General features: G+C 58.6%; 21 protein-coding genes. 14 read left to right on the top strand and 7 right to left on the bottom strand.

Going from position 1 to position 18,609, the window contains the following annotated elements; all coding sequences use genetic code 11:
• The first annotated feature begins 2 nt into the window (after nt 1–2).
• Nucleotides 3–1,787: a dihydrolipoyl dehydrogenase gene (gene lpdA / locus Q1B16_RS07265; RefSeq protein ID WP_299786102.1), complete on the top strand. Its 1,785-nt coding sequence runs from the start codon at nt 3–5 to the stop codon at nt 1,785–1,787.
• Nucleotides 1,788–1,844: 57 nt separating this feature from the next.
• Here the strand turns inward: lpdA and Q1B16_RS07260 are convergent, their stop codons facing one another.
• Together Q1B16_RS07260 and Q1B16_RS07255 are read right to left on the bottom strand one after the other, a co-directional pair.
• The gene (locus tag Q1B16_RS07260; RefSeq protein WP_299786100.1) at nt 1,845–2,498 is read right to left on the bottom strand and encodes a ChrR family anti-sigma-E factor; all 654 of its coding nucleotides are present in this window, start codon (nt 2,496–2,498) and stop codon (nt 1,845–1,847) included.
• 7 nt (nt 2,499–2,505) lie between these two features.
• Nucleotides 2,506–3,099, bottom strand: a complete 594-nt coding sequence (locus Q1B16_RS07255) for a sigma-70 family RNA polymerase sigma factor (protein WP_299786098.1) — start codon at nt 3,097–3,099, stop codon at nt 2,506–2,508.
• A 178-nt stretch (nt 3,100–3,277) separates the two neighbouring features.
• Between Q1B16_RS07255 and Q1B16_RS07250 the strand changes: the two genes are divergently transcribed.
• The 6 genes from Q1B16_RS07250 to Q1B16_RS07225 are packed head-to-tail and all read left to right on the top strand — an operon-like array spanning nt 3,278 to nt 8,243.
• Nucleotides 3,278–4,576: an FAD-dependent oxidoreductase gene (locus Q1B16_RS07250; protein WP_299786096.1), complete on the top strand. Its 1,299-nt coding sequence runs from the start codon at nt 3,278–3,280 to the stop codon at nt 4,574–4,576.
• Nucleotides 4,573–5,328, top strand: coding sequence for a DUF1365 domain-containing protein (locus Q1B16_RS07245; protein ID WP_299786094.1), 756 nt, complete (start codon nt 4,573–4,575; stop codon nt 5,326–5,328). Before Q1B16_RS07250 ends, Q1B16_RS07245 begins: the two co-directional genes overlap by 4 nt.
• Nucleotides 5,328–6,560, top strand: a complete 1,233-nt coding sequence (locus Q1B16_RS07240) for an MFS transporter (RefSeq protein ID WP_299786092.1) — start codon at nt 5,328–5,330, stop codon at nt 6,558–6,560. Before Q1B16_RS07245 ends, Q1B16_RS07240 begins: the two co-directional genes overlap by 1 nt.
• A 4-nt stretch (nt 6,561–6,564) precedes the next feature.
• A complete protein-coding gene (locus Q1B16_RS07235; RefSeq protein WP_299786090.1) occupies nt 6,565–7,131 on the top strand; it encodes a DUF3833 family protein in 567 nt (188 codons plus the stop codon).
• Entirely contained in the window at nt 7,128–7,859 is a 732-nt protein-coding gene (locus Q1B16_RS07230; protein WP_299786088.1) for an SDR family NAD(P)-dependent oxidoreductase, read from the top strand. Before Q1B16_RS07235 ends, Q1B16_RS07230 begins: the two co-directional genes overlap by 4 nt.
• A gap of 60 nt (nt 7,860–7,919) precedes the next feature.
• A complete protein-coding gene (locus tag Q1B16_RS07225) occupies nt 7,920–8,243 on the top strand; it encodes a DUF3775 domain-containing protein (protein ID WP_299786086.1) in 324 nt (107 codons plus the stop codon).
• Here the strand turns inward: Q1B16_RS07225 and Q1B16_RS07220 are convergent.
• On the bottom strand, nt 8,240–9,493 hold the full coding sequence (locus Q1B16_RS07220; protein ID WP_299786084.1) for a DNA polymerase IV: 1,254 nt from the start codon (nt 9,491–9,493) through the stop codon (nt 8,240–8,242). The genes Q1B16_RS07225 and Q1B16_RS07220 overlap by 4 nt on opposite strands.
• Before the next feature lie 174 nt (nt 9,494–9,667).
• On the opposite strand from Q1B16_RS07220, the gene Q1B16_RS07215 reads away from it, so the two are divergent.
• Nucleotides 9,668–9,910 carry a hypothetical protein gene (locus Q1B16_RS07215; RefSeq protein ID WP_299786082.1) on the top strand — a complete coding sequence of 81 codons (243 nt, stop codon included), beginning with the start codon at nt 9,668–9,670 and terminating at the stop codon, nt 9,908–9,910.
• A gap of 119 nt (nt 9,911–10,029) precedes the next feature.
• Here Q1B16_RS07215 and Q1B16_RS07210 read toward each other — a convergent pair whose 3' ends face one another.
• Nucleotides 10,030–10,170, bottom strand: a complete 141-nt coding sequence (locus tag Q1B16_RS07210) for a hypothetical protein (protein ID WP_299786080.1) — start codon at nt 10,168–10,170, stop codon at nt 10,030–10,032.
• Nucleotides 10,171–10,484: 314 nt separating this feature from the next.
• Between Q1B16_RS07210 and Q1B16_RS07205 the strand changes: the two genes are divergently transcribed.
• Nucleotides 10,485–10,859 carry a hypothetical protein gene (locus Q1B16_RS07205; RefSeq protein WP_299786078.1) on the top strand — a complete coding sequence of 125 codons (375 nt, stop codon included), beginning with the start codon at nt 10,485–10,487 and terminating at the stop codon, nt 10,857–10,859.
• A 379-nt stretch (nt 10,860–11,238) separates the two neighbouring features.
• Here Q1B16_RS07205 and Q1B16_RS07200 read toward each other — a convergent pair whose 3' ends face one another.
• Nucleotides 11,239–12,186, bottom strand: coding sequence for an IS1595 family transposase (locus Q1B16_RS07200; protein ID WP_299786076.1), 948 nt, complete (start codon nt 12,184–12,186; stop codon nt 11,239–11,241).
• Nucleotides 12,187–12,278: 92 nt separating this feature from the next.
• On the opposite strand from Q1B16_RS07200, the gene Q1B16_RS07195 reads away from it, so the two are divergent.
• Nucleotides 12,279–12,614, top strand: coding sequence for an NUDIX domain-containing protein (locus tag Q1B16_RS07195; RefSeq protein ID WP_299786074.1), 336 nt, complete (start codon nt 12,279–12,281; stop codon nt 12,612–12,614).
• Here the strand turns inward: Q1B16_RS07195 and pyrF are convergent.
• The gene (gene pyrF / locus Q1B16_RS07190; RefSeq protein WP_299786072.1) at nt 12,608–13,324 is read right to left on the bottom strand and encodes an orotidine-5'-phosphate decarboxylase; all 717 of its coding nucleotides are present in this window, start codon (nt 13,322–13,324) and stop codon (nt 12,608–12,610) included. The two genes, Q1B16_RS07195 and pyrF, sit on opposite strands and share 7 nt — an antisense overlap.
• A gap of 105 nt (nt 13,325–13,429) precedes the next feature.
• On the opposite strand from pyrF, the gene Q1B16_RS07185 reads away from it, so the two are divergent.
• The 4 genes from Q1B16_RS07185 to Q1B16_RS07170 all read left to right on the top strand — a co-directional run bounded on the left by Q1B16_RS07185 (nt 13,430) and on the right by Q1B16_RS07170 (nt 17,702).
• A complete protein-coding gene (locus Q1B16_RS07185) occupies nt 13,430–13,840 on the top strand; it encodes a hypothetical protein (protein WP_299786070.1) in 411 nt (136 codons plus the stop codon).
• Nucleotides 13,840–14,100, top strand: a complete 261-nt coding sequence (locus Q1B16_RS07180) for a hypothetical protein (protein WP_299786068.1) — start codon at nt 13,840–13,842, stop codon at nt 14,098–14,100. Before Q1B16_RS07185 ends, Q1B16_RS07180 begins: the two co-directional genes overlap by 1 nt.
• Nucleotides 14,101–14,223: 123 nt before the next feature.
• Nucleotides 14,224–16,842, top strand: a complete 2,619-nt coding sequence (gene clpB / locus Q1B16_RS07175) for an ATP-dependent chaperone ClpB (RefSeq protein ID WP_299786066.1) — start codon at nt 14,224–14,226, stop codon at nt 16,840–16,842.
• Between the two features lie 203 nt (nt 16,843–17,045).
• Entirely contained in the window at nt 17,046–17,702 is a 657-nt protein-coding gene (locus Q1B16_RS07170) for an MT-A70 family methyltransferase (protein WP_299786064.1), read from the top strand.
• Nucleotides 17,703–17,761: 59 nt separating this feature from the next.
• Here the strand turns inward: Q1B16_RS07170 and Q1B16_RS07165 are convergent, their stop codons facing one another.
• Nucleotides 17,762–18,496, bottom strand: a complete 735-nt coding sequence (locus Q1B16_RS07165; protein ID WP_299786063.1) for a BglII/BstYI family type II restriction endonuclease — start codon at nt 18,494–18,496, stop codon at nt 17,762–17,764.
• Nucleotides 18,497–18,609 lie beyond the last annotated feature (113 nt).

Below are 18,609 nucleotides of genomic sequence, written 5' to 3'. Positions count from 1 at the left end.
TGATGGATATCAAGGTACCCGATATCGGGGATTTCAAAGACGTGCCCGTTGTCACCGTTCTGGTCAGTGTCGGCGACACGGTCAGCGAAGAAGATCCGCTGATCGAGTTGGAGTCTGACAAGGCGACGATGGAGGTACCGTCGCCTGCCGCTGGCAAGATCACCGAGATCAAGGTCAAGGAGGGCGACAAGGTCTCCGAAGGCGACGTGATCATGGTGTTCGAAGGCGCGGACGCCAAGGAAGAGACGGCAAAGGACGCAACCGGACAGGGGGGCGAGGTCAAAGGCGGCTATGGTGGCCGTGGATCGACGCCGCAGACCGAGGCACCGCAATCCGTTCAGGCGACAGGCAGTGCGTCTGGCAAGGGCGATGTGCACGCCGAAGTGGTCGTCCTGGGCTCCGGCCCCGGCGGTTACACGGCAGCTTTCCGGGCAGCCGATCTGGGCAAGAAGGTTGTCCTGATCGAGAAGTACCCATCGCTTGGCGGCGTTTGTCTCAACGTCGGGTGTATCCCGTCGAAAGCGCTGCTGCACGTGGCCAAGGTGATCACCGAGGCCGAGGAGATGGGCAGCCACGGGATCAGCTTCGGCAAACCGAAGATTGATCTGGATGAACTGCGCGACTTCAAGAACAGCGTGGTTGGTCAGTTGACTGGCGGTCTGAGCGGTCTGGCCAAAGGGCGCAAGGTCCAGGTTGTGCAAGGCTACGGTACCTTCACTGGCCCGAACATGATCGAGGTCGTTGGTGACGACGGCAAGACCAATGTCAGCTTTGACCAATGCATCATCGCCGCCGGGTCGGAGCCGGTGAACCTGCCCTTCATCCCGCATGATGATGAACGGGTGATCGACAGCACCGGGGCGCTTGAGCTGAAGGACATTCCGAAGCGGATGCTGATCCTTGGTGGTGGTATCATCGGTCTTGAAATGGCCTGCGTGTATGATGCGCTTGGGTCCAAGATCTCGGTCGTGGAGTTCATGGACCAGCTGATGCCGGGCGCCGACAAGGACATCGTCAAGCCGCTGCACAAGCGGATTGAGGGCCGGTACGAGAACATCTGGCTTAAGACCAAGGTCACGAATGTCGAGGCGCAGAAGAAGGGCCTGAAGGTCACGTTCGAGAACGATAAGGGCGAGACCTTTGACGACATATTCGACAAGGTTCTGGTTGCCGTGGGCCGCAAGCCGAATGGCAAGCTGATCGACGCCGAAAAGGCCGGTGTCGCGGTAGACGAGCGCGGTTTTATTGCCGTGGACAACCAGCAGCGTACCGGCGTCAGCCATATCTTCGCCATCGGTGACGTGGTGGGCCAGCCAATGCTGGCGCACAAGGCGGTTCACGAAGGCAAGGTCGCGGCAGAGGTCTGTGCCGGGCACAAGCGCTTCTTCGATGCGTCTCTGATCCCGTCAGTCGCCTACACCGATCCCGAAGTGGCATGGTGCGGCGTGACCGAGACCGAGGCGAAGGCCAAAGGCATCAAGTACGAAAAGGGCGTGTTCCCTTGGGCGGCCTCGGGCCGGTCCCTGTCGAACGGGCGGAATGAGGGTATCACCAAGCTGCTTTTCGATCCGGAAGACGACCGGGTGATCGGTGCGTGCATCGTCGGCACAAACGCCGGCGATCTGATCTCGGAAGTCGCGTTGGCCATCGAGATGGGCGCGGATGCGGTCGATCTGGGTCACACGATCCACCCGCACCCGACGCTGTCGGAAACGGTGAACTTTGCCGCCGAGATGTTCGAGGGCACGATCACCGACCTGATGCCCCCGAAGAAGAAAAAGGCATAAGCCACGCAAAGAAAAGGGGGCCAAGCGGCCCTCTTTTTTCGTTGTAGATGTCGGTACTTATATCCCGAGGAACGGCTGCGCGATACGCGGCACTAGGCCCTTGAACTTCAGCGGTGCATCGGTCACGGCCAGACAGATGCAATCCTCGGAAATGTCGGCGACCGGCGTGTGATGCAAGTCTTCGCTCGCCACCTCGATGTCTCCGCGCCCGAAGTAGCCGCCTTCGTCCTGAAACGCGCCTTTGAGCACGAGCGTCAGTTCAAGCCCGTGGTGGCCGTGGTCGGGGATCGCGGTGCCTGCCGGAATGTAGAGAAGGCGCGCGGTCGCGTCCTTGGATGTCGGCAGGATCGCCTGCTTCACGCCCATACCGGCCGAGCGCCAGCGCACCTGATCCAACCCGCCGCCGACGTAATCGGCAAGCGGTGCGGGAAAGACATCGTCCTTGACCGGTGCAGCGATACGTTCTTCGGCTGTCTTGGTGTCCTGCGCGTGGATCATGTCGAGAACCGAAGTCAGGCTGCTTTTCGACATCTCGACACTGTCGCATGTGTCGAGAACCGCTCCACCGACGGCATCGTAGCTGCCAGCAGCGGCCCGACATTCGTCGCAGAGCGAAATATGCGTGGCGACGATCAGGTTGACGGCTTCGGGCAGGTCACCTGCCGAGTAGGCCATCAGGAGGTCGTCTGTCAGATGATGTTTCACGGTCATGTCAGTATCACTTCATCGAGTGGCGCAAGCGGTCAAGCGCCAGTCTTATGCGGGATTTGATCGTGCCCAGCGGTAGGCCGGTCTGCTCAGCTATTTCGCTGTGAGACAGTTCGCCAAAATACGCCTTTTCGATCAACTCCCTTTGTTTCGCGGGCAGATCGCGCAATGCACGACCCAATTGTTCGCTCTCCTGTTGCAGACCCAGAATATCCGCCTGATCTGGTTCCGCTTCGGGGCCCCAGGGGAGGTCTTCCGGTTCCGGACGCCGTTGCTTGCGCAGGACGTCAATCTTCTTGTTGCGGGCGATGGTGAACACCCAAGTCGATGGGCTTGCCCGTGTGGCATCGTAAAGATGCGCCTTGTTCCATACGGTAACGAGCACTTCCTGCGCGCATTCCTCGGCGAGCGCGGCATCCATACCCGTCCGCATGAGAAACGCCTTCACGCGCGGCGCGAAGTGTTCGAACACCCGAATGAAAGCTTCCTCGTCGCGCTGATCGCGCACTGCGAGAAGTTCGGTCACCCAAGGTGCGACGCTGTCTGGCGTTCCGTCGTTCAAAGTCTTTGTTCCGATCACGGCTTCCGGACAGGGGTCACCCATTTTCGCCCCGTTGGCAACGGGCGAGGGGTCGCACTCTGGGGAAAGCACTGTGCTCGTAAACATGTTGTGATTACGGGCCGGGTACAGGAATGGATCAAAGATATTTTTCTTTTTCTTTTCATCCGCTCGGCCCCTAAGGACGTAAACAAAACTAGACACATCACAAAGCGAGACATCTATGCCGTTCGAAGCCCGCGCCAGCGCCCCAAAGAAGATTGCCGTGATTGGCGCAGGAATATCCGGGATGGGGGCAGCGCATATGCTGTCCGAAGATCATCATGTCACTCTGTATGAAGCAGAGCCACGGCTTGGCGGGCACGCCCGCACCGTCATGGCCGGCAAGAATGGCGATCAACCGGTGGACACGGGCTTTATCGTTTTCAATTACGCCAATTACCCGCATCTGGCGCGGCTTTTCGCATCGCTGGATGTCCCGGTGACCAAGAGCAACATGAGCTTTGCCGCGAGCCTTGACGGTGGGCGGATCGAATATGCGCTGGCCACGATGGCCTCTGTGTTCGCGCAGAAGAAGAACATGGTGAACCCAAGGTTCCTGCGCATGCTCGCGGATATCGTCAAGTTCAACAAGCACGCTCTGGATGCGACGCGGGACCGGTCGTTGAGCCTTGGGGCGTTTCTAGAACAATTGGGAACAGGACCTTGGTTTCGGGACAAGTATCTCCTGCCGCTGACCGGCGCGATCTGGTCGACGCCCACTGAGAAGGTGATGGATTTCCCGGCGCATGCTCTGGTGCAATTCATGGAGAACCACGCGCTCTTGTCCGTTTCGGGGCAGCATCAGTGGTATACGGTTCAGGGTGGGTCGATTGAATATGTGCGCCGTCTCGAGGCGTCGATGAAGCAGCGCGGTGTCACCCTGCGCCTTGGCGCACCTATTGATGGCGTTCGGCGTAACGTTATGGGCGCTGAAGTAAAGGCCCAAGGCAGCGAGTGGGAGCAGTTCGACGAGGTTGTGTTCGCAACCCATTCAGACGACAGCCTGCGGCTTCTGTCCGACGCAACGCCGCTCGAAAAGCGTGCTCTTGGGGCGATCAAGTACCAGCCGAACCGCGTTGTGCTTCACGCCGATGAAAGCGTGATGCCCAAGAAACGCATCTGCTGGTCGTCGTGGAACTACACCGAGAGCGCGGCGAAAGAGATGAACACCATCGACCTCACCTATTGGATGAACAGTCTTCAGCCGATCCCGGAAAGCGATCCGCATTTCGTGACGCTGAACACGACGCGTCCGATCCGCGACGACTTGATCTACGATGAATGCACGCTGCGCCACCCGGTCTACGACCTTGAGGCATTGGCTGGACAGGAGGCGGTGCGCGAGATGAACGGCACGCATCGGACATGGTTCTGCGGCGCGTGGATGAAGAACGGCTTTCACGAAGACGGCCTTGGCAGCGCGGTGGATGTCGTCGACGCGATTCGTGCGCGCAACGCCGTTGCGGTGGCAGCGGAATGAGCAGTGTCGATCATATCGTTGGCCACACCTATCACGGCCGGAAGGGAAGCACGGAAAACGCGTTCCGGTATTCCATCGACTACGTGATGCTCGATGCCGAAGCCGAGCCCGAGACGCCGTGGTTGTTCTCGCGGAATTCGGGCAACGTGGCGAGCCTTCAGGACAGCGATCACGGTGGATCGCCTGGCGACGGCCGAGGTGCCGCATGGGCCCGCGAAGTGCTGGATGCGCACCAAGTCAGGGCGCGCGGAAAGCTCATGCTTCTGGCGCAACCGCGGTTCTTGGGCCACGTGTTCAACCCCGTGTCCTTTTGGCTGGCGCATGATGAAAAAGAGCGGCTAGTGGCGGTGATCGCCGAGGTGACAAATACCTTCGGTGACCGTCATTCCTATCTCTGCCGCAAGCCTGACAATGCGCCAATCGACGCGTCGGACAGGTTGCAGGCGACCAAGATATTCTACGTGTCGCCTTTCCAACCCGTAGAAGGTGGATACGAGTTCCGCTTTGACATCCGGCCCGACAAGATCGGGATTTGGATCGACTATTCGCAAGCGGCTGGTGGGTTGATTGCCACGCTGACCGGGCCCCGCCGGTCGATCAGCAACGGATCCATCCTGCGGTCGCTGCTGCGCCGACCCTTCGGGTCGCGGCGGGTATTGGCGTTGATCCATTGGCAGGCGCTCAAGCTGTGGTGGAAGGGGTCGCGCTACCGGACACGGCCGGAGCCTCCGATGGAAGAAGTCAGCCAGTAATGGTGTCAGATCGGCAAAATCTTGGTGGATACGCCATTTTCGCGGCGGTCCTCGCGGCCGCAGGCTTGCCGATTTATATTCATGCGCCGAAATTCTACGTCGACGAATACGGTGTCAGCCTTGCCGCGCTGGGGTCGGTTCTGTTCGCGTTGCGGCTGCTTGACGTTGTGCAGGACCCGCTGTTGGGCAAGCTCGCCGTTGCGCTGCGGAACGTGCAGGGCCTTGCCGTCGGGGTGACGCTGGCCATCATGGGCGCGGCGATGCTGGGGCTTTTCGCCGTCGAACCGCCGACCAACCCGATCCTATGGTTCGCGGTGATGCTGACGCTGGTCTTTTCGGCCTTCAGCTTTCTGACCATAAATTTCTACGCCCGCGGTGTGCAGAAGGCGCAGACGCTCGGGGGCGACACCGGATACCTTCGCGTCGCCCGTTGGCGTGAAACGGGCGCATTGCTGGGTGTGTGCGTGGCGTCGGTGATGCCATCGGTTTTCCTCGCCATCGCGTGGCCGGAATTCGTAGCTTACGCAGGGGTGTTTGCGCTGGCCTGCCTGATTGCCGGGATCGCGATGCACAACGAATGGCGTGGCGCGACTGCCGCGCCCTCTGCCGGGTTCGGGGTTGTCCTGAAGGACCAGATCTCGCGGCGGCTTTTGTTGATCGCGCTGGTCAATGCCGCGCCGGTCGCAGTCAGTTCGACGCTGTTCCTGTTCTTCGTGGAAAGCCGCCTTGACGCGCCCGGATGGGAAGGCCCGTTACTGCTTTTGTTCTTCGTGTCCGCCGCCGCCGCCGCGCCGCTTTGGGGAGCATTAGCAGAGCGGATCGGGGCGAAAGCCGCGCTGCTGGCGGCGATGGTGTTGGCCATCATCGCGTTCAGCTTCGCCATGCTGCTGGGAAGTGGTGACACGATTTGGTTTGCGATCATCTGCCTTGCCTCCGGTGCGGCGGTCGGTGCGGATCTGACACTTTTGCCGGCAGTCTTTGCGCGCCGCATGGAAACGGTAGCTCCGAACGCGTCCGAAGGGTTTGCGCTTTGGGGGTTCGTGTCCAAGTTCACGCTGGCCTTCGCGGCCATCGCTTTGCTTCCCATTCTCGAGGCCAGCGGGTTCGTCTCGGGGACGGACAACAGTGATACTGCCCTCATGACTTTGACTTTGCTCTACGCAGGTGTGCCCTGCGCTTTGAAACTGGTGGCGATCGGGCTTCTGTTCGCGACACCGATTGGAAAGGAATGACGTCATGGAGACTGTCTTTCTCGTATTTCTCGGAGCAAGCCTCATGCTCATCCTTGGATATATCAAAACCCGCTATTTCGGATTTTACGGCCAGACCCCGTCCGATTACGCCGATGCGGCGGGCGAGCCATTTGATGTGCGCGCGCATCTGAACGGCCCGATCATTTGCGAGGGCGTGATCTACGGCCCAACTGGGCGCGTCACCTCACGATTTGTCGGGGATTTCCACGCGAAATGGGACGGCAACAAGGGGGTGATGACCGAGCAATTCACCTATGACAGCGGCGATGAAGTGCTGCGGGAATGGAAATTGACCGTAGGCAATGACGGTCGCATTCGTGCCACCGCCTCGGATGTGGTGGGCGAGGGCGAGGGCGTGCAAAGTGGCCCGACCGTGCAGCTCAAGTACAAGTACAAGTTGCCCGACGATCAGGGAGGGCACGTGCTCGACACCACGGATTGGATGTATCTTGCGCCCAATGGAACCATCGTGAACCGCAGCCAGTTTCGCAAATACGGAATCAAGGTGGCCGAACTTGTGGCCACGATGCGCAGAAAGGAAGCGGCGTGAGCGATTGGGCAGGCAAAAAATATTGGTTGGTGGGCGCAAGCGAAGGTCTTGGCGCAGCTTTGGCGCACAAGATGAGCGCGGCGGGCGTCCATCTGATCCTGTCTGCCCGCAGCGAAGACAAATTGAAAGAATTGGCCGAAGAACTGCCGGGTAAGGCGGATGTGGTTACAGTGGATGTTTCGGACGCAGAGTCCGTGCAGGCTGCGGCTGACAAAGTCGGTGAGATCGACGGTGTGGTTCAGCTTGCCGGTGTTTACTGGCCTTTCGGCGCCAAAAAGTGGGATGCGGACCAAGCGAATGCGATGGCGGATATCAACTTTACCGGTGCGATGCGGCTGATGGGGGCCGTTGTTCCGAAATTCGTCGAGCGTGACGCCGGGCACATTGTGCTGACCGGATCGCTCTCTGGTTTTCGTGGTTTGCCGGGTGCCGCTGCCTACACCGCGTCCAAGGCCGGCGTCATGACACTGGCGGAGTCGCTTTACGCGGATCTTCACAAAACCAATGTGCGCGTCCAGTTGGTGAATCCGGGGTTCGTCAAGACTCGGCTCACCGACAAAAACGATTTCAACATGCCGTTCATCATGGAGCCCGACGCTGCCGCGCGCGAGTTTTTCGAGCACATGAACACCGATGCCTTCAAGCGCAGTTTCCCGACGGTTTTTTCCTGGGTATTTCGCGGCAGCCAGTTCATGCCGGATTGGCTCTACTATCGGCTGTTTGCGTAAGATCAAAGTCAAAGATGGCTTCTTGGCTCATGTTTCACCCAACAACACGGGAGAATCGTCATGGAACATATCAGTGCAAACAAGGTCGCCGCTGTGATCGTGATGGCGCGGGAACTGAACCGGGCCGAAGGCGAAATGCGGGGCTTTATCGACCGCATGAACGACGAGGAAAAAGCGGAGCTTGTCACCGTCATGTGGATCGGACGTGGCGCGTTCGACGCGGATGAATGGAACGAAGCGTTCGAGACCGCGATGAACGAGGCGACGACGCCAACGGCTGATTATCTTCTCGGAACACCGCATCTGGCCGATCACCTGGAAGCGGGATTGGAGGCACTGGGTATTTCAGCGTCCGATGCCGAGGATGATGTGATGGGGCGCTAGCGCAAAGCGCGACCCTTGAGAATCGCGTCCGGCCCGAATTTTTCGCGGATCGCATCGGTGGCGCGTTCGGCTTGGGCGCGTTTGATGCCTTGGGGATCCAGCAAATCTCCCGACACATCGGCCCCCTCGGCGGTGCTGAGATCGCTGATCCCGGCACCAAGCAGCCGGTAAGGCCCCTGATCGCCAACCTGATCGAAGAGGGCGCGGGCGGTGCGATAGATGCGGTCGGCGATTTGTGTCGGGTCGCTGAGAGACATCCGTTTGGTCACCAACGTGAAATTCGACTTTTTCAGCTTCAGCGTCACCACACGGCCCGCGAGACCTTTGGCCTTGGCGCGATCGGACACTTTTTCACACATGCGCCAGAGATGGCCGTCCAACAATTCCGGGTCGTTCGTATCCTCATGAAACGTCGTTTCGTTGGAGATGGACTTCATCGGGCTGTGGGCTGACACGCGCCGTTGATCCTGGCCCCGCGCCAGATGCCAAAGCCGGTGCCCCATGCTGCCGAAGCGATGAGTGAGATCGTCGAGCTCCCAGCGCAGCAGGTCGTCAAACGTCCGAATGCCCGCGCGCTCCAAAGCGTCTTGCGTTGCGGTGCCGACGCCCCAGATCATGCGCACGGATTTGGGACGCAGGAAAGCTTGGGTTTCGGCCTTGCCGATGACCGAGAACCCGCGCGGTTTGTCGAGGTCCGAGGCGATCTTCGCCAGAAACTTGTTGTGGCTGAGACCGATTGAACCGGTCAGCCGCAGTTCGTCGCGCATCCGTTTGACCAACCGCGCGAGCATCACGGCAGGGGGATGGCCGTGCAAACGGGTCGTTCCGGTGAGGTCTATGAATGCCTCGTCGAGCGACAGCGGTTCGATGGAGGGGGTCAGTTCCTCCATCAACTGTCGGATGGCGCGGGACGCTTCGACATAGGCGTCCATGCGCGGCTTCACGATGATCGCGTCCGGGCAAAGCTTGAGCGCCTGAAACATCGGCATCGCCGAGCGCACCCCCTTTATACGGGCGACGTAGCAGGCGGTGGACACCACACCGCGTCTCCCGCCTCCGATGATGACGGGTTTGTCGGCCAGATCGGGATTGTCGCGCTTCTCGACCGACGCGTAGAATGCGTCGCAGTCCATATGCGCGATGCTGAGATCGTAAAGCTCGGGATGGGACAGAACGCGCGGCGACCGGCACGCAGGGCAACGCGCACCGGTGTCGAATTCGGTCAGGCAATCGCGGCAGAGGGCAGGCATGGGTTGGGTATCCGTTCGGGCGACGGCAGGATACACCCGGCAAGGATCGGACAAAAGAGCGAGAACGTGCAGGACTTCGGCGGGGCCAAACTCATCCTTTTCATATGCGATTGTATATTTGACAAACCCGTAACGTAGCGACATGCTCGGACTCAGCTTTAAGGAGATTCGAGTATGATCGGCGTTACCTTCAACATCAAATATGATGACGACTACAGCAGTCGTTACCGAAAGCTGCATGATAGGATGGCGGACTTTGGTATTGTCGAAGACAAAAGCACATCATGCCTGTTTTTAGACACCGACGACACGGAAGCGGTTCATAGAGCCCTTTACGGCGTTCTCGACTACCGTAAGGACAAAGCAATTGTGTTTACCACCTATGCCCACACCCTCAAGAGTTTCGGCCCCACATAAAGCGTTGCTCAACCTGCACCGGAACGCGGCAAACTCGGTAGGCGAACCACATGGCGACTTTGATGCGAAAATCTTTCATAGGTAAAATGATACCCCAAATTTTGGGGTAACTCAATACCTCAATCGTCAGCCTCCTTTTCGTCCGGCTTCTGCTTTACGATCTTCTTGAGACGCTCCTCAAACCGCTCTTCGTCGTCGTCCGTCTCTAGCTGTCGGGCGGCTTCTTTGAACTTGTCGAGTTGGGATTTTTGTTTGCTCATATGGAGACAATAATGATTCGGATATGCTCATACCACTCCCGCAATAGTGTTTGCTTGTGTTTTTAACGCAGATAGCAATTCGTTAAATATCAGTTGCTTAAAGAAATTTGGCCCTGTTAACGCAAATTGCCGTTGACTCTTAGCCTGCTGATACCACAGGATATTGCGCAAGCGGGATAGTCTCGCACAACATAGGCCCCGTGGCGGAATGGTAGACGCAACCGTCTTTAAAACGGAAACCGTGCAAGGTGTGTGGGTTCGAGTCCCACCGGGGTCACCACAAAACGGAGGTCGCTATGCCAAGAGCGCCAACTATGAACGATATTCGTTCGCGGCTTGAGAGGATCAGACGCGAAATTGAGAAACTTCAAGCCCAGGAGTCCTTGCTCCTCGAAATGCTAGACGAAACCCCTACTCCTAAACAGACACGAGCGGTTAAGGGTAGCGTCAAAACCACAGTTCTTGACCTTCTGGAGGAGGTTGGCAGAAGCGGCCTCAATGCGGCTACCGCTGTAGATCTAGCAAAGGATAAGGGAATTGATCTTGAGCGCGGGTCTGTATCTAGCCTGCTGTCCCGCCTCAAGACTGATGATGTTGTTACCTACGATGGCAGCGCCTATCGCTTGAAAAAATTCACAGAGATGCCGGGGATTACCCCGCTACGAACTTCGGGCGATAGGTCGTACTGATCTTTTGCTGCGAAGACCCACCCCCTCAGAGGTTAGCCGTGGAAAGCAATCTGAGGGAGTGGCTCACGTCCAAAAGGAAAGGATTTCCCATGGACAACTCGACTGACGACAAAAAGGTCGTCTACAGGCCCTACATCACGACCAAAGATGGTCGCCGTATCTGGGCCAAATGGTACGGCAAGAAAGCGTTTCGGATCGAACTCTGACTTGCATTCTATTGAGGAGGGAGTGGCTCTGCCGCTCCCTCTTTTCGTGATAGACGCAACCGGCGAACCGTCCCGTGCAAGGATTTGTGCCACCACAGAAATCAATGTAGTCACTTCTTGCTTGCGGTGAAGCGTTTGCTGACGCGGTCGCAAATGATTGAATCATTGCCGATCTATTGAGCGTAGGTCAGCCGCTTTCCAACCACACCGCGCAGCGCAATCTGACCACGCTCCGCATCATCCACACCGTTCGCAGTCCGATTGTTGTAACGGAAGTCGAACTCTGCCGCATAGCGGTGAAGGTGCTGTTTGCCACAGTGCTGGTACACGCCCTTCATGCCGCGCTTAAAGATGCTGTAGAAGCCTTCGACGGTGTTCGTGTGGACCTGCGGCTTCTCGCGCTTCACATACTCGCCCTTGCTGTGCGTGGTGAAGTCGTGGCCTGCAAAATCGTCAGCCAGCTTCGTGTATTGCTTGGCTTCGTCGGTGTAGATCACCGCTTCTTTGGCGATGTTCTCGCGCAGGATCGGCACCAGAGTATCTTTCTTGATGTCGTCAACAACGATGGACTTGGCGCGCTTGGTATCACGATCCACAAGGGTCAGCATGGCGTTCTTGTGGGCGAAGCCACGAGCGGTTTTGCTTTTCTTGTGCTTTGTGCCGATGAAGGTTTCGTCAACTTCCACAGTGCCACCATTGCCGCCAAACGGGGCCAGCGCACCGTCACGCATGCACTCACGAATGCGGTGCGTCAGGAACCACGCGGATTTGTAGGTGATTTCGAGAACGCGGTGAAGCTGATGGCTGCTAATGCCCTTCTTGCTGGACACCATCAGGTGAATAGCTTGCAGCCACTTGTGCATTTCGATGTGGCTTTCCTCGAAGATCGTACCCTTGCGCACGGTGAACTGCTTGCGGCACTCGCGGCACTTCCAGAGGCCGTGACGCTCTTTGCCTTCCGGGTTCTTCTTGCTCGGCTTGGTGCGGACGCCTTCCAGCTTGTAGGCGCGATCCACAACACCACAGTGCGGGCAAACCGTTCCGTTGGCCCAGATAATGCTTTCAACGTGCGCAAACGCTGCGGCTTCGTCGTGCATGTAGGCTTTTGACAGAACGGACATTGGATTAACCTCTAACTTGTTGAGATTAAACTACGCATCTGCCTTGGGTTTGTCAAGTATACAATCGCCTTTTCATAGGTGATCGCATCGTCGTGCTGCGCCGCGATGACCGGCCGGATATTCCGTGGCCCGGTCGGCTTGATCTGCCGGGTGGTGGCAGGGACGGAACCGAAACCGCCGAGGCGTGTGTGCTGCGTGAGGCTTGTGAAGAGATTGGGTTGGTTTTGGCGGTCGAGGATCTGATCTGGCGAAAGCAGTTCAAACGCGGCGTGTTCTTCGCGGCTCATCTTCCCGAAGACGCGGAAACGCGGATTGTCTTCGGGGACGAGGGGCAGGGTTGGATGCTGATGCACGCCGAAGCCTACGTCGCACGTCCAGAGGCGATCCCGCATTTCGCGGATATGGTGCGCCGATACTTGAATCAGTGATTGGGTCGCAGCGCCTGGGGCGATTGCATTTCCGCCACGATCGCTTGCGCCGCGGCGCGTGGGTCGTCGGATTTCCAGACCGGGCGACCGACCACGATATGATCGACCCCGCTCTTGATGGCATGTGCCGGTGTCGCGACGCGTTTCTGGTCGCCAAGATCAGCACCGGCAGGGCGTACTCCGGGCGTAATGATCAGGCGGTTCGCGGATTCAGGCAGGGTCCGGATCAGTGCCGCCTCGTTCGGGGACGAGATGACGCCATCGGCCCCGGCCTCGAAGGCGCGGCTTGCACGTTCGGCAACCAGATCGGGAATGTCGCCGTCGCGGATCAGGCTGTCATCAAGATCGCTGCGCTCCAAAGAGGTGAGGATCGTCACCGCGAGGATTTTGAGGTCGGACCCGGCCGCGCCCTCCTTGGCGGCACGAACCACATGCGGATCACCGTGGACGGTCAGGAAATCGAGGTCGAATTGCGCAAGGCCCCGCACCGCCGCTTCGACGGTCGCACCGATGTCGAAGAGCTTCATGTCGAGGAAAATGCGCTTCCCATGTTCTTGCTTGAGTTCGTTCGCAAGCGCCAGCCCGCCACCCGTGAGCATTCCGAGGCCGATCTTGTAGAAGGACACCGCATCACCGAGTTTCTCGGCCAGCTCCAGACCGGCCAGCGCATTCGGTACATCCAGAGCAACAATCAGACGGTCATCGGACATCGGGTAATCCTTCCTGAGCGGTTGCCCCGTCTTAGCCAGATGCGACCTCGCGTCAAGGAACATCCCCCGGGGGCAGGCGTTCTTCTCGTGAACAAGGAGATATTCATGAGTACGCACCAAGACCCGAAAAAAACCTCGACCGCCTTTCGTCCGATCGCGATCATCGTTGCTGTTGTCGCGCTGATTGGCCTCGCCATCTGGCAAATTGGACCAACGGCCTTTTCGCAGACAAACCCCTATCTGGATGATCTTTCGCAGAACCCGACCGGCGCAGGCAGCAATCCCGATGGAGAAGCTGCGGTACTGGAGGATGGATTCCCCGTCGAACGCAGCGCGGATGATGTAATCACAGGCAGCACGGATGCGACGGATCTGACCGGCATCAATGAGCCGGGATATGAAAACACAGTTGCGGACGAAGGCAGCCGCACTTTGTCCCCGTCGGATGTGATCACGCGTGAAGAAGGCACGGTCAGCGATGAAACCGGAACAGTGCAGGCACCGGAGGGATCGTAATGAAACGATTGATTTATGTTCTGATCCCGCTTGGCTTCGTCGCCATCGTTGCCATTCTTGTTTTGATCGGTCGTCCGACTGGCGGTCCGGTCGCGCCCGAGTCCCAGCAGATCGACACCAGCCCTCTCGACACGGGCGAAGCGCCTGAGACCGAGTTGGAGGAAGTGGTCGATCCCGACACGGACAGTGCAGGAGTGCCGTCGCCGTCCGGGCCGGAATACGAGGACAATGAAACGATCCTGGAAGAGGTGCAGGACTAAGCGATCACAACCTCTTGAATGGGGGCTTGCCGGCCCCCATTTCCTTTACGAAGGCCCCAAAGATGAGACGTGCCGCAGGCGGGCGTTTCTGGATGAGGGGGTGCTTAACAGAAGGAGAATACCATGAACTTAGAGAAGTTCACGGAGCGGTCGCGCGGTTTCATTCAAGCGGCCCAGACCATCGCGATGCGGGAAAGCCACCAACGGCTCGCACCCGAACACATCCTCAAAGCATTGATGGACGATGAACAGGGATTGGCTTCCAATCTCATTTCGAGCGCTGGCGGATCGCCGCAGCGCGTCGTTCAGGCTTTGGATGGCAAGTTGGGGAAAATTCCCAAGGTTTCCGGGGATGCCGGTCAGGTTTACCTTGATTCCGTGACGGGCAAGGTCCTCGACGAAGCGGAGAAGATCGCGAAGAAAGCCGGTGACAGCTTTGTCCCGGTGGAGCGTATTCTCATGGCCTTGGCGATGGTCAAAAGCCCCGCCAAAGAGGCGCTGGAAGCCGGTGCCGTGAACGCTCAAGCGCTGAATTCCGCTATCAATGACATCCGCAAGGGTCGCACCGCCGACAGCGCAAGCGCCGAAGATCAGTACGAGGCGCTGAAAAAGTACACGCTTGACCTGACGGAGCGCGCGCGCGAAGGCAAGATCGACCCGATCATTGGCCGCGATGATGAAATTCGTCGGGCGATGCAGGTGTTGAGCCGTCGGACCAAGAACAACCCTGTTCTGATCGGTGAGCCGGGTGTCGGTAAGACGGCCATTGCCGAAGGCTTGGCATTGCGCATCGTGAACGGCGACGTGCCTGAATCCCTGCGCAACAAACGGTTACTGGCGCTCGACATGGGCGCTCTGATCGCTGGCGCGAAATATCGTGGTGAGTTCGAGGAGCGTCTCAAAGGCATTCTGTCGGAAGTCACGGCAGCGACGGGCGAGATCATTCTGTTCATCGACGAGATGCACACGCTTGTCGGCGCCGGCAAAGCCGATGGCGCGATGGATGCATCAAACCTTCTGAAACCAGCCTTGGCGCGCGGTGAATTGCACTGCGTGGGTGCGACCACGCTTGATGAGTACCGCAAGCACGTTGAGAAAGACGCGGCTCTGGCCCGACGCTTCCAGCCCGTGATGGTGCAGGAACCGACGGTCGAGGATACGATTTCGATCTTGCGGGGCATCAAGGAAAAGTACGAACTGCACCACGGCGTGCGGATTTCGGACTCTGCCCTGGTCGCCGCGGCGACGCTGTCGCATCGCTACATCACGGACCGGTTCCTGCCCGATAAGGCCATAGACCTGATGGACGAGGCAGCCGCTCGTCTGCGGATGGAAGTGGACAGCAAGCCGGAAGAGCTCGACAACCTCGATCGTGACATCCTGCAAAAGCAGATCGAAGCGGAAGCCCTGCGTTTAGAAGACGATCAGGCATCCAAGGACCGGCTCGCAAAGCTGGAAAAGGATCTGTCCGAGCTTCAACAGCAATCGGCCGAAATGACCGCCAAATGGCAGGCGGAACGCGACAGGCTGGCCTCGGCCCGCGAGTTGAAAGAGCAGCTGGACAAGGCCCGTGCCGAATTGGAGATCGCCAAGCGCGAGGGCAATCTGGCAAAGGCTGGTGAGCTGTCCTACGGCGTGATTCCGCAGCTTGAAAAGCAATTGTCCGAAGCCGAGGCGCAAGAAGAAGACGGCGTCATGGTCGAAGAGGCCGTACGCCCCGAACAGATCGCGTCCGTGGTCGAGCGTTGGACGGGTATCCCGACATCCAAGATGCTGGAAGGCGAGCGCGACAAGCTTTTGCGCATGGAAGAAGGGCTGCACAAGCGGGTCATTGGCCAGGATCAAGCGGTCAAAGCCATTGCCAACGCCGTGCGCCGGGCGCGCGCTGGTCTGAACGACGAGAACCGTCCTTTGGGCAGCTTCCTGTTCCTCGGACCGACCGGTGTGGGTAAAACCGAGTTGACCAAGGCGGTGGCGGAATTCCTGTTCGACGATGACAACGCGATGGTCCGCATTGATATGTCGGAGTTCATGGAGAAACACGCCGTATCCCGCCTGATCGGTGCGCCTCCGGGCTATGTCGGCTACGATGAAGGCGGTGTGCTGACCGAAGCTGTGCGGCGGCGTCCGTATCAGGTTGTGCTGTTCGATGAGGTCGAAAAGGCGCACCCTGACGTGTTCAACGTGCTGTTGCAGGTGCTCGACGACGGCGTGCTGACCGATGGTCAGGGCCGCACCGTGGACTTCAAGCAGACGCTGATCGTGTTGACTTCGAACCTCGGGTCGCAGGCGCTGTCCCAGCTTCCAGATGGCGCGGACCCGAGCCAGGCCAAACGGGACGTGATGGACGCGGTGCGGGCGCATTTCCGACCCGAGTTCCTGAACCGTCTGGACGAAACCGTGATCTTCGACCGCCTCAAGCGCGAGGATATGCATGGGATCGTGGACATCCAGATGTCTCGCCTGCTCAAGCGGCTTGCAGCGCGCAAGATCGACCTTCAACTGGACGATGCCGCACGCAAGTGGCTGGCGGAGGAAGGCTATGATCCGGTCTTTGGTGCACGGCCGCTGAAGCGGGTCATCCAGCGCGCGCTTCAGGATCCGCTGGCCGAGATGTTGCTGGCCGGGGATATCGCGGACGGTGATCTCGTGCCGGTCACGGCCGGTGCGGATGGGCTTATCATCGGTGATCGCGTTGCCGCGTCAAACCGGCCGCGCCCGGACGATGCCGTGGTTCACTAAGGGCCCAGTCTGACTGAGCAAGGAAAAGGCGGGAGGTTCTCCCGCCTTTTTTGCGTTTTGTCTGGCAAATACCGACACATTCAGCGTCTTTGGAAAGCGTTAAGGATCCGCATGCAAGAACGGTGTGGACAGATTGTCTTCTTTGTTTGCCCGATACCAAATATTGTTTTAGACAGGAACGAACCCACAACTAGAGGTGAGTCATGACAGCAGCGGACGATCTGCGCAATTTCCTGGGCGACGACCGTTTTGCCACCGTCATGGCAGACCCGCCTTGGCGGTTTCAAAACCGCACCGGGAAGGTGGCGCCAGAGCATAAACGACTGGCGCGCTATCCCACAATGGAACTGGACGAAATCTGCGCCCTGCCTGTCGCCGAGCATCTCGAAGATCGCGCGCATTGCTATCTCTGGGTGCCAAACGCACTTTTGCCTGATGGGCTTCAGGTGCTGAACGCCTGGGGCTTTGAATACAAGTCGAACATCATCTGGGAAAAAGTGCGCAAGGATGGCGGACCGGATGGGCGGGGCGTCGGCTTCTACTTTCGCAACGTGACCGAGATTCTGCTGTTCGGTGTCCGTGGCAAGGATGTCCGCACGCTTGGTCCGGGCCGGTCCCAAGTGAACTACATCGAAGCCGAAGAACCCGATGGCGACGTGCTCAAGACGCGCAAGCGTGAGCACAGCCGCAAGCCCGACGAGCAGTACAAGATCATCGAAAGCTGTTCCTGGGGACCATATCTGGAACTGTTCGGTCGCGGTGTTCGTGACGGATGGACGGTCTGGGGCAATCAGGCCAGCGACGATTACAAACCGACCTGGAAGACCTATAAGCACAATTCCGGCGTCGCGGCAGAGTAAGCGTTTCGATTGATCGAAACGCGGTGATGCGTTGACGCATCACCGACGCCGACCCGCGATTATTCGCTGATGATCGACGCAGGCAGCCCTATGAGCAGAAGCGGGCAGGGATTCCCGACGCCGCGGTCGATCCTGTCTTTCAATTTCTGCCAATGGGTCGTCGCAGCGCCGAACTTGTCGCTGACGAAATGCTTGGCGAACGCCTCGGCGAACGGGGTTTGCTGATCAATAAGCCTTTGGACGGCATCGCGTTGCCGTTTCGTCCGGTCTTTCATGCCAAAGGCCGAGACCATATCGGATTCATCGAGGAACCCATGTTTTTCGATGCATCGCTGAATGATCCCGCGCATGTCGTCCTGAAGGCTGGCCCCTCGTGTGATCAGGATGCCGACGGAAATGGCCGATTGCGCATGCAAGCGCTGAAAATTCTCTAGGTCCCGGTCGAAGAACGGGTCTTTGTTGTTCCACTCGATCTCGAGCGCGACCTTGCCAAGATCGGTGCTGCGCACGTGATCGATCTCGTGGCTGTTGGACACGGTTTCGCGTCCGTCCACAATCAGTCGAAAATCGAAATTGTGCTTAGGCCACCCCGCTTCGTACAACCGCTTGCGCAGTCGTTGCGTTGAAAGCGCCTCACCTCCGCCGGAACCGATGAGTTCTTCCGCCGGAATGGAAAGCTCCATCAGAGCCGTTTCCAGTTCGCCCGATATTTTTGGGAAATCCACGGACAGGATCGCGCCCGCATGGTTGCGGGTTTCGACGTCAAATCCTTTGTGTCGGAGGCGATCGAACATGCGCGCAGGTTAAAGCAACTGGAGGTGTCCTCAAGCGTAAGCCTCCGGCGGCGGCCGTCTGATTTCGGGATCGATCCGATGGTAAGTCCGACCTTATGTCCGACTTTATCAAC

The sequence above is a fragment of the uncultured Marivita sp. genome, assembly GCF_947488135.1.
Classification (GTDB): domain Bacteria; phylum Pseudomonadota; class Alphaproteobacteria; order Rhodobacterales; family Rhodobacteraceae; genus Marivita.
Note: the sequence above shows the minus strand (reverse complement) of the source record. Positions and strands in the feature narration are given on the sequence as shown.

What these genes read in the sequence shown, in the direction of transcription:
- lpdA (WP_299786102.1), top strand. Translation starts at nt 3, where the DNA reads ATGGATATCAAGGTACCCGATATCGGGGATTTCAAAGACGTGCCCGTT.
- Q1B16_RS07260 (WP_299786100.1), bottom strand. Translation starts at nt 2,498, where the DNA reads ATGACCGTGAAACATCATCTGACAGACGACCTCCTGATGGCCTACTCG.
- Q1B16_RS07255 (WP_299786098.1), bottom strand. Translation starts at nt 3,099, where the DNA reads ATGGGTGACCCCTGTCCGGAAGCCGTGATCGGAACAAAGACTTTGAAC.
- Q1B16_RS07250 (WP_299786096.1), top strand. Translation starts at nt 3,278, where the DNA reads ATGCCGTTCGAAGCCCGCGCCAGCGCCCCAAAGAAGATTGCCGTGATT.
- Q1B16_RS07245 (WP_299786094.1), top strand. Translation starts at nt 4,573, where the DNA reads ATGAGCAGTGTCGATCATATCGTTGGCCACACCTATCACGGCCGGAAG.
- Q1B16_RS07240 (WP_299786092.1), top strand. Translation starts at nt 5,328, where the DNA reads ATGGTGTCAGATCGGCAAAATCTTGGTGGATACGCCATTTTCGCGGCG.
- Q1B16_RS07235 (WP_299786090.1), top strand. Translation starts at nt 6,565, where the DNA reads ATGGAGACTGTCTTTCTCGTATTTCTCGGAGCAAGCCTCATGCTCATC.
- Q1B16_RS07225 (WP_299786086.1), top strand. Translation starts at nt 7,920, where the DNA reads ATGGAACATATCAGTGCAAACAAGGTCGCCGCTGTGATCGTGATGGCG.
- Q1B16_RS07220 (WP_299786084.1), bottom strand. Translation starts at nt 9,493, where the DNA reads ATGCCTGCCCTCTGCCGCGATTGCCTGACCGAATTCGACACCGGTGCG.
- Q1B16_RS07215 (WP_299786082.1), top strand. Translation starts at nt 9,668, where the DNA reads ATGATCGGCGTTACCTTCAACATCAAATATGATGACGACTACAGCAGT.
- Q1B16_RS07210 (WP_299786080.1), bottom strand. Translation starts at nt 10,170, where the DNA reads ATGAGCAAACAAAAATCCCAACTCGACAAGTTCAAAGAAGCCGCCCGA.
- Q1B16_RS07205 (WP_299786078.1), top strand. Translation starts at nt 10,485, where the DNA reads ATGAACGATATTCGTTCGCGGCTTGAGAGGATCAGACGCGAAATTGAG.
- Q1B16_RS07200 (WP_299786076.1), bottom strand. Translation starts at nt 12,186, where the DNA reads ATGTCCGTTCTGTCAAAAGCCTACATGCACGACGAAGCCGCAGCGTTT.
- pyrF (WP_299786072.1), bottom strand. Translation starts at nt 13,324, where the DNA reads ATGTCCGATGACCGTCTGATTGTTGCTCTGGATGTACCGAATGCGCTG.
- Q1B16_RS07185 (WP_299786070.1), top strand. Translation starts at nt 13,430, where the DNA reads ATGAGTACGCACCAAGACCCGAAAAAAACCTCGACCGCCTTTCGTCCG.
- Q1B16_RS07180 (WP_299786068.1), top strand. Translation starts at nt 13,840, where the DNA reads ATGAAACGATTGATTTATGTTCTGATCCCGCTTGGCTTCGTCGCCATC.
- clpB (WP_299786066.1), top strand. Translation starts at nt 14,224, where the DNA reads ATGAACTTAGAGAAGTTCACGGAGCGGTCGCGCGGTTTCATTCAAGCG.
- Q1B16_RS07170 (WP_299786064.1), top strand. Translation starts at nt 17,046, where the DNA reads ATGACAGCAGCGGACGATCTGCGCAATTTCCTGGGCGACGACCGTTTT.
- Q1B16_RS07165 (WP_299786063.1), bottom strand. Translation starts at nt 18,496, where the DNA reads ATGTTCGATCGCCTCCGACACAAAGGATTTGACGTCGAAACCCGCAAC.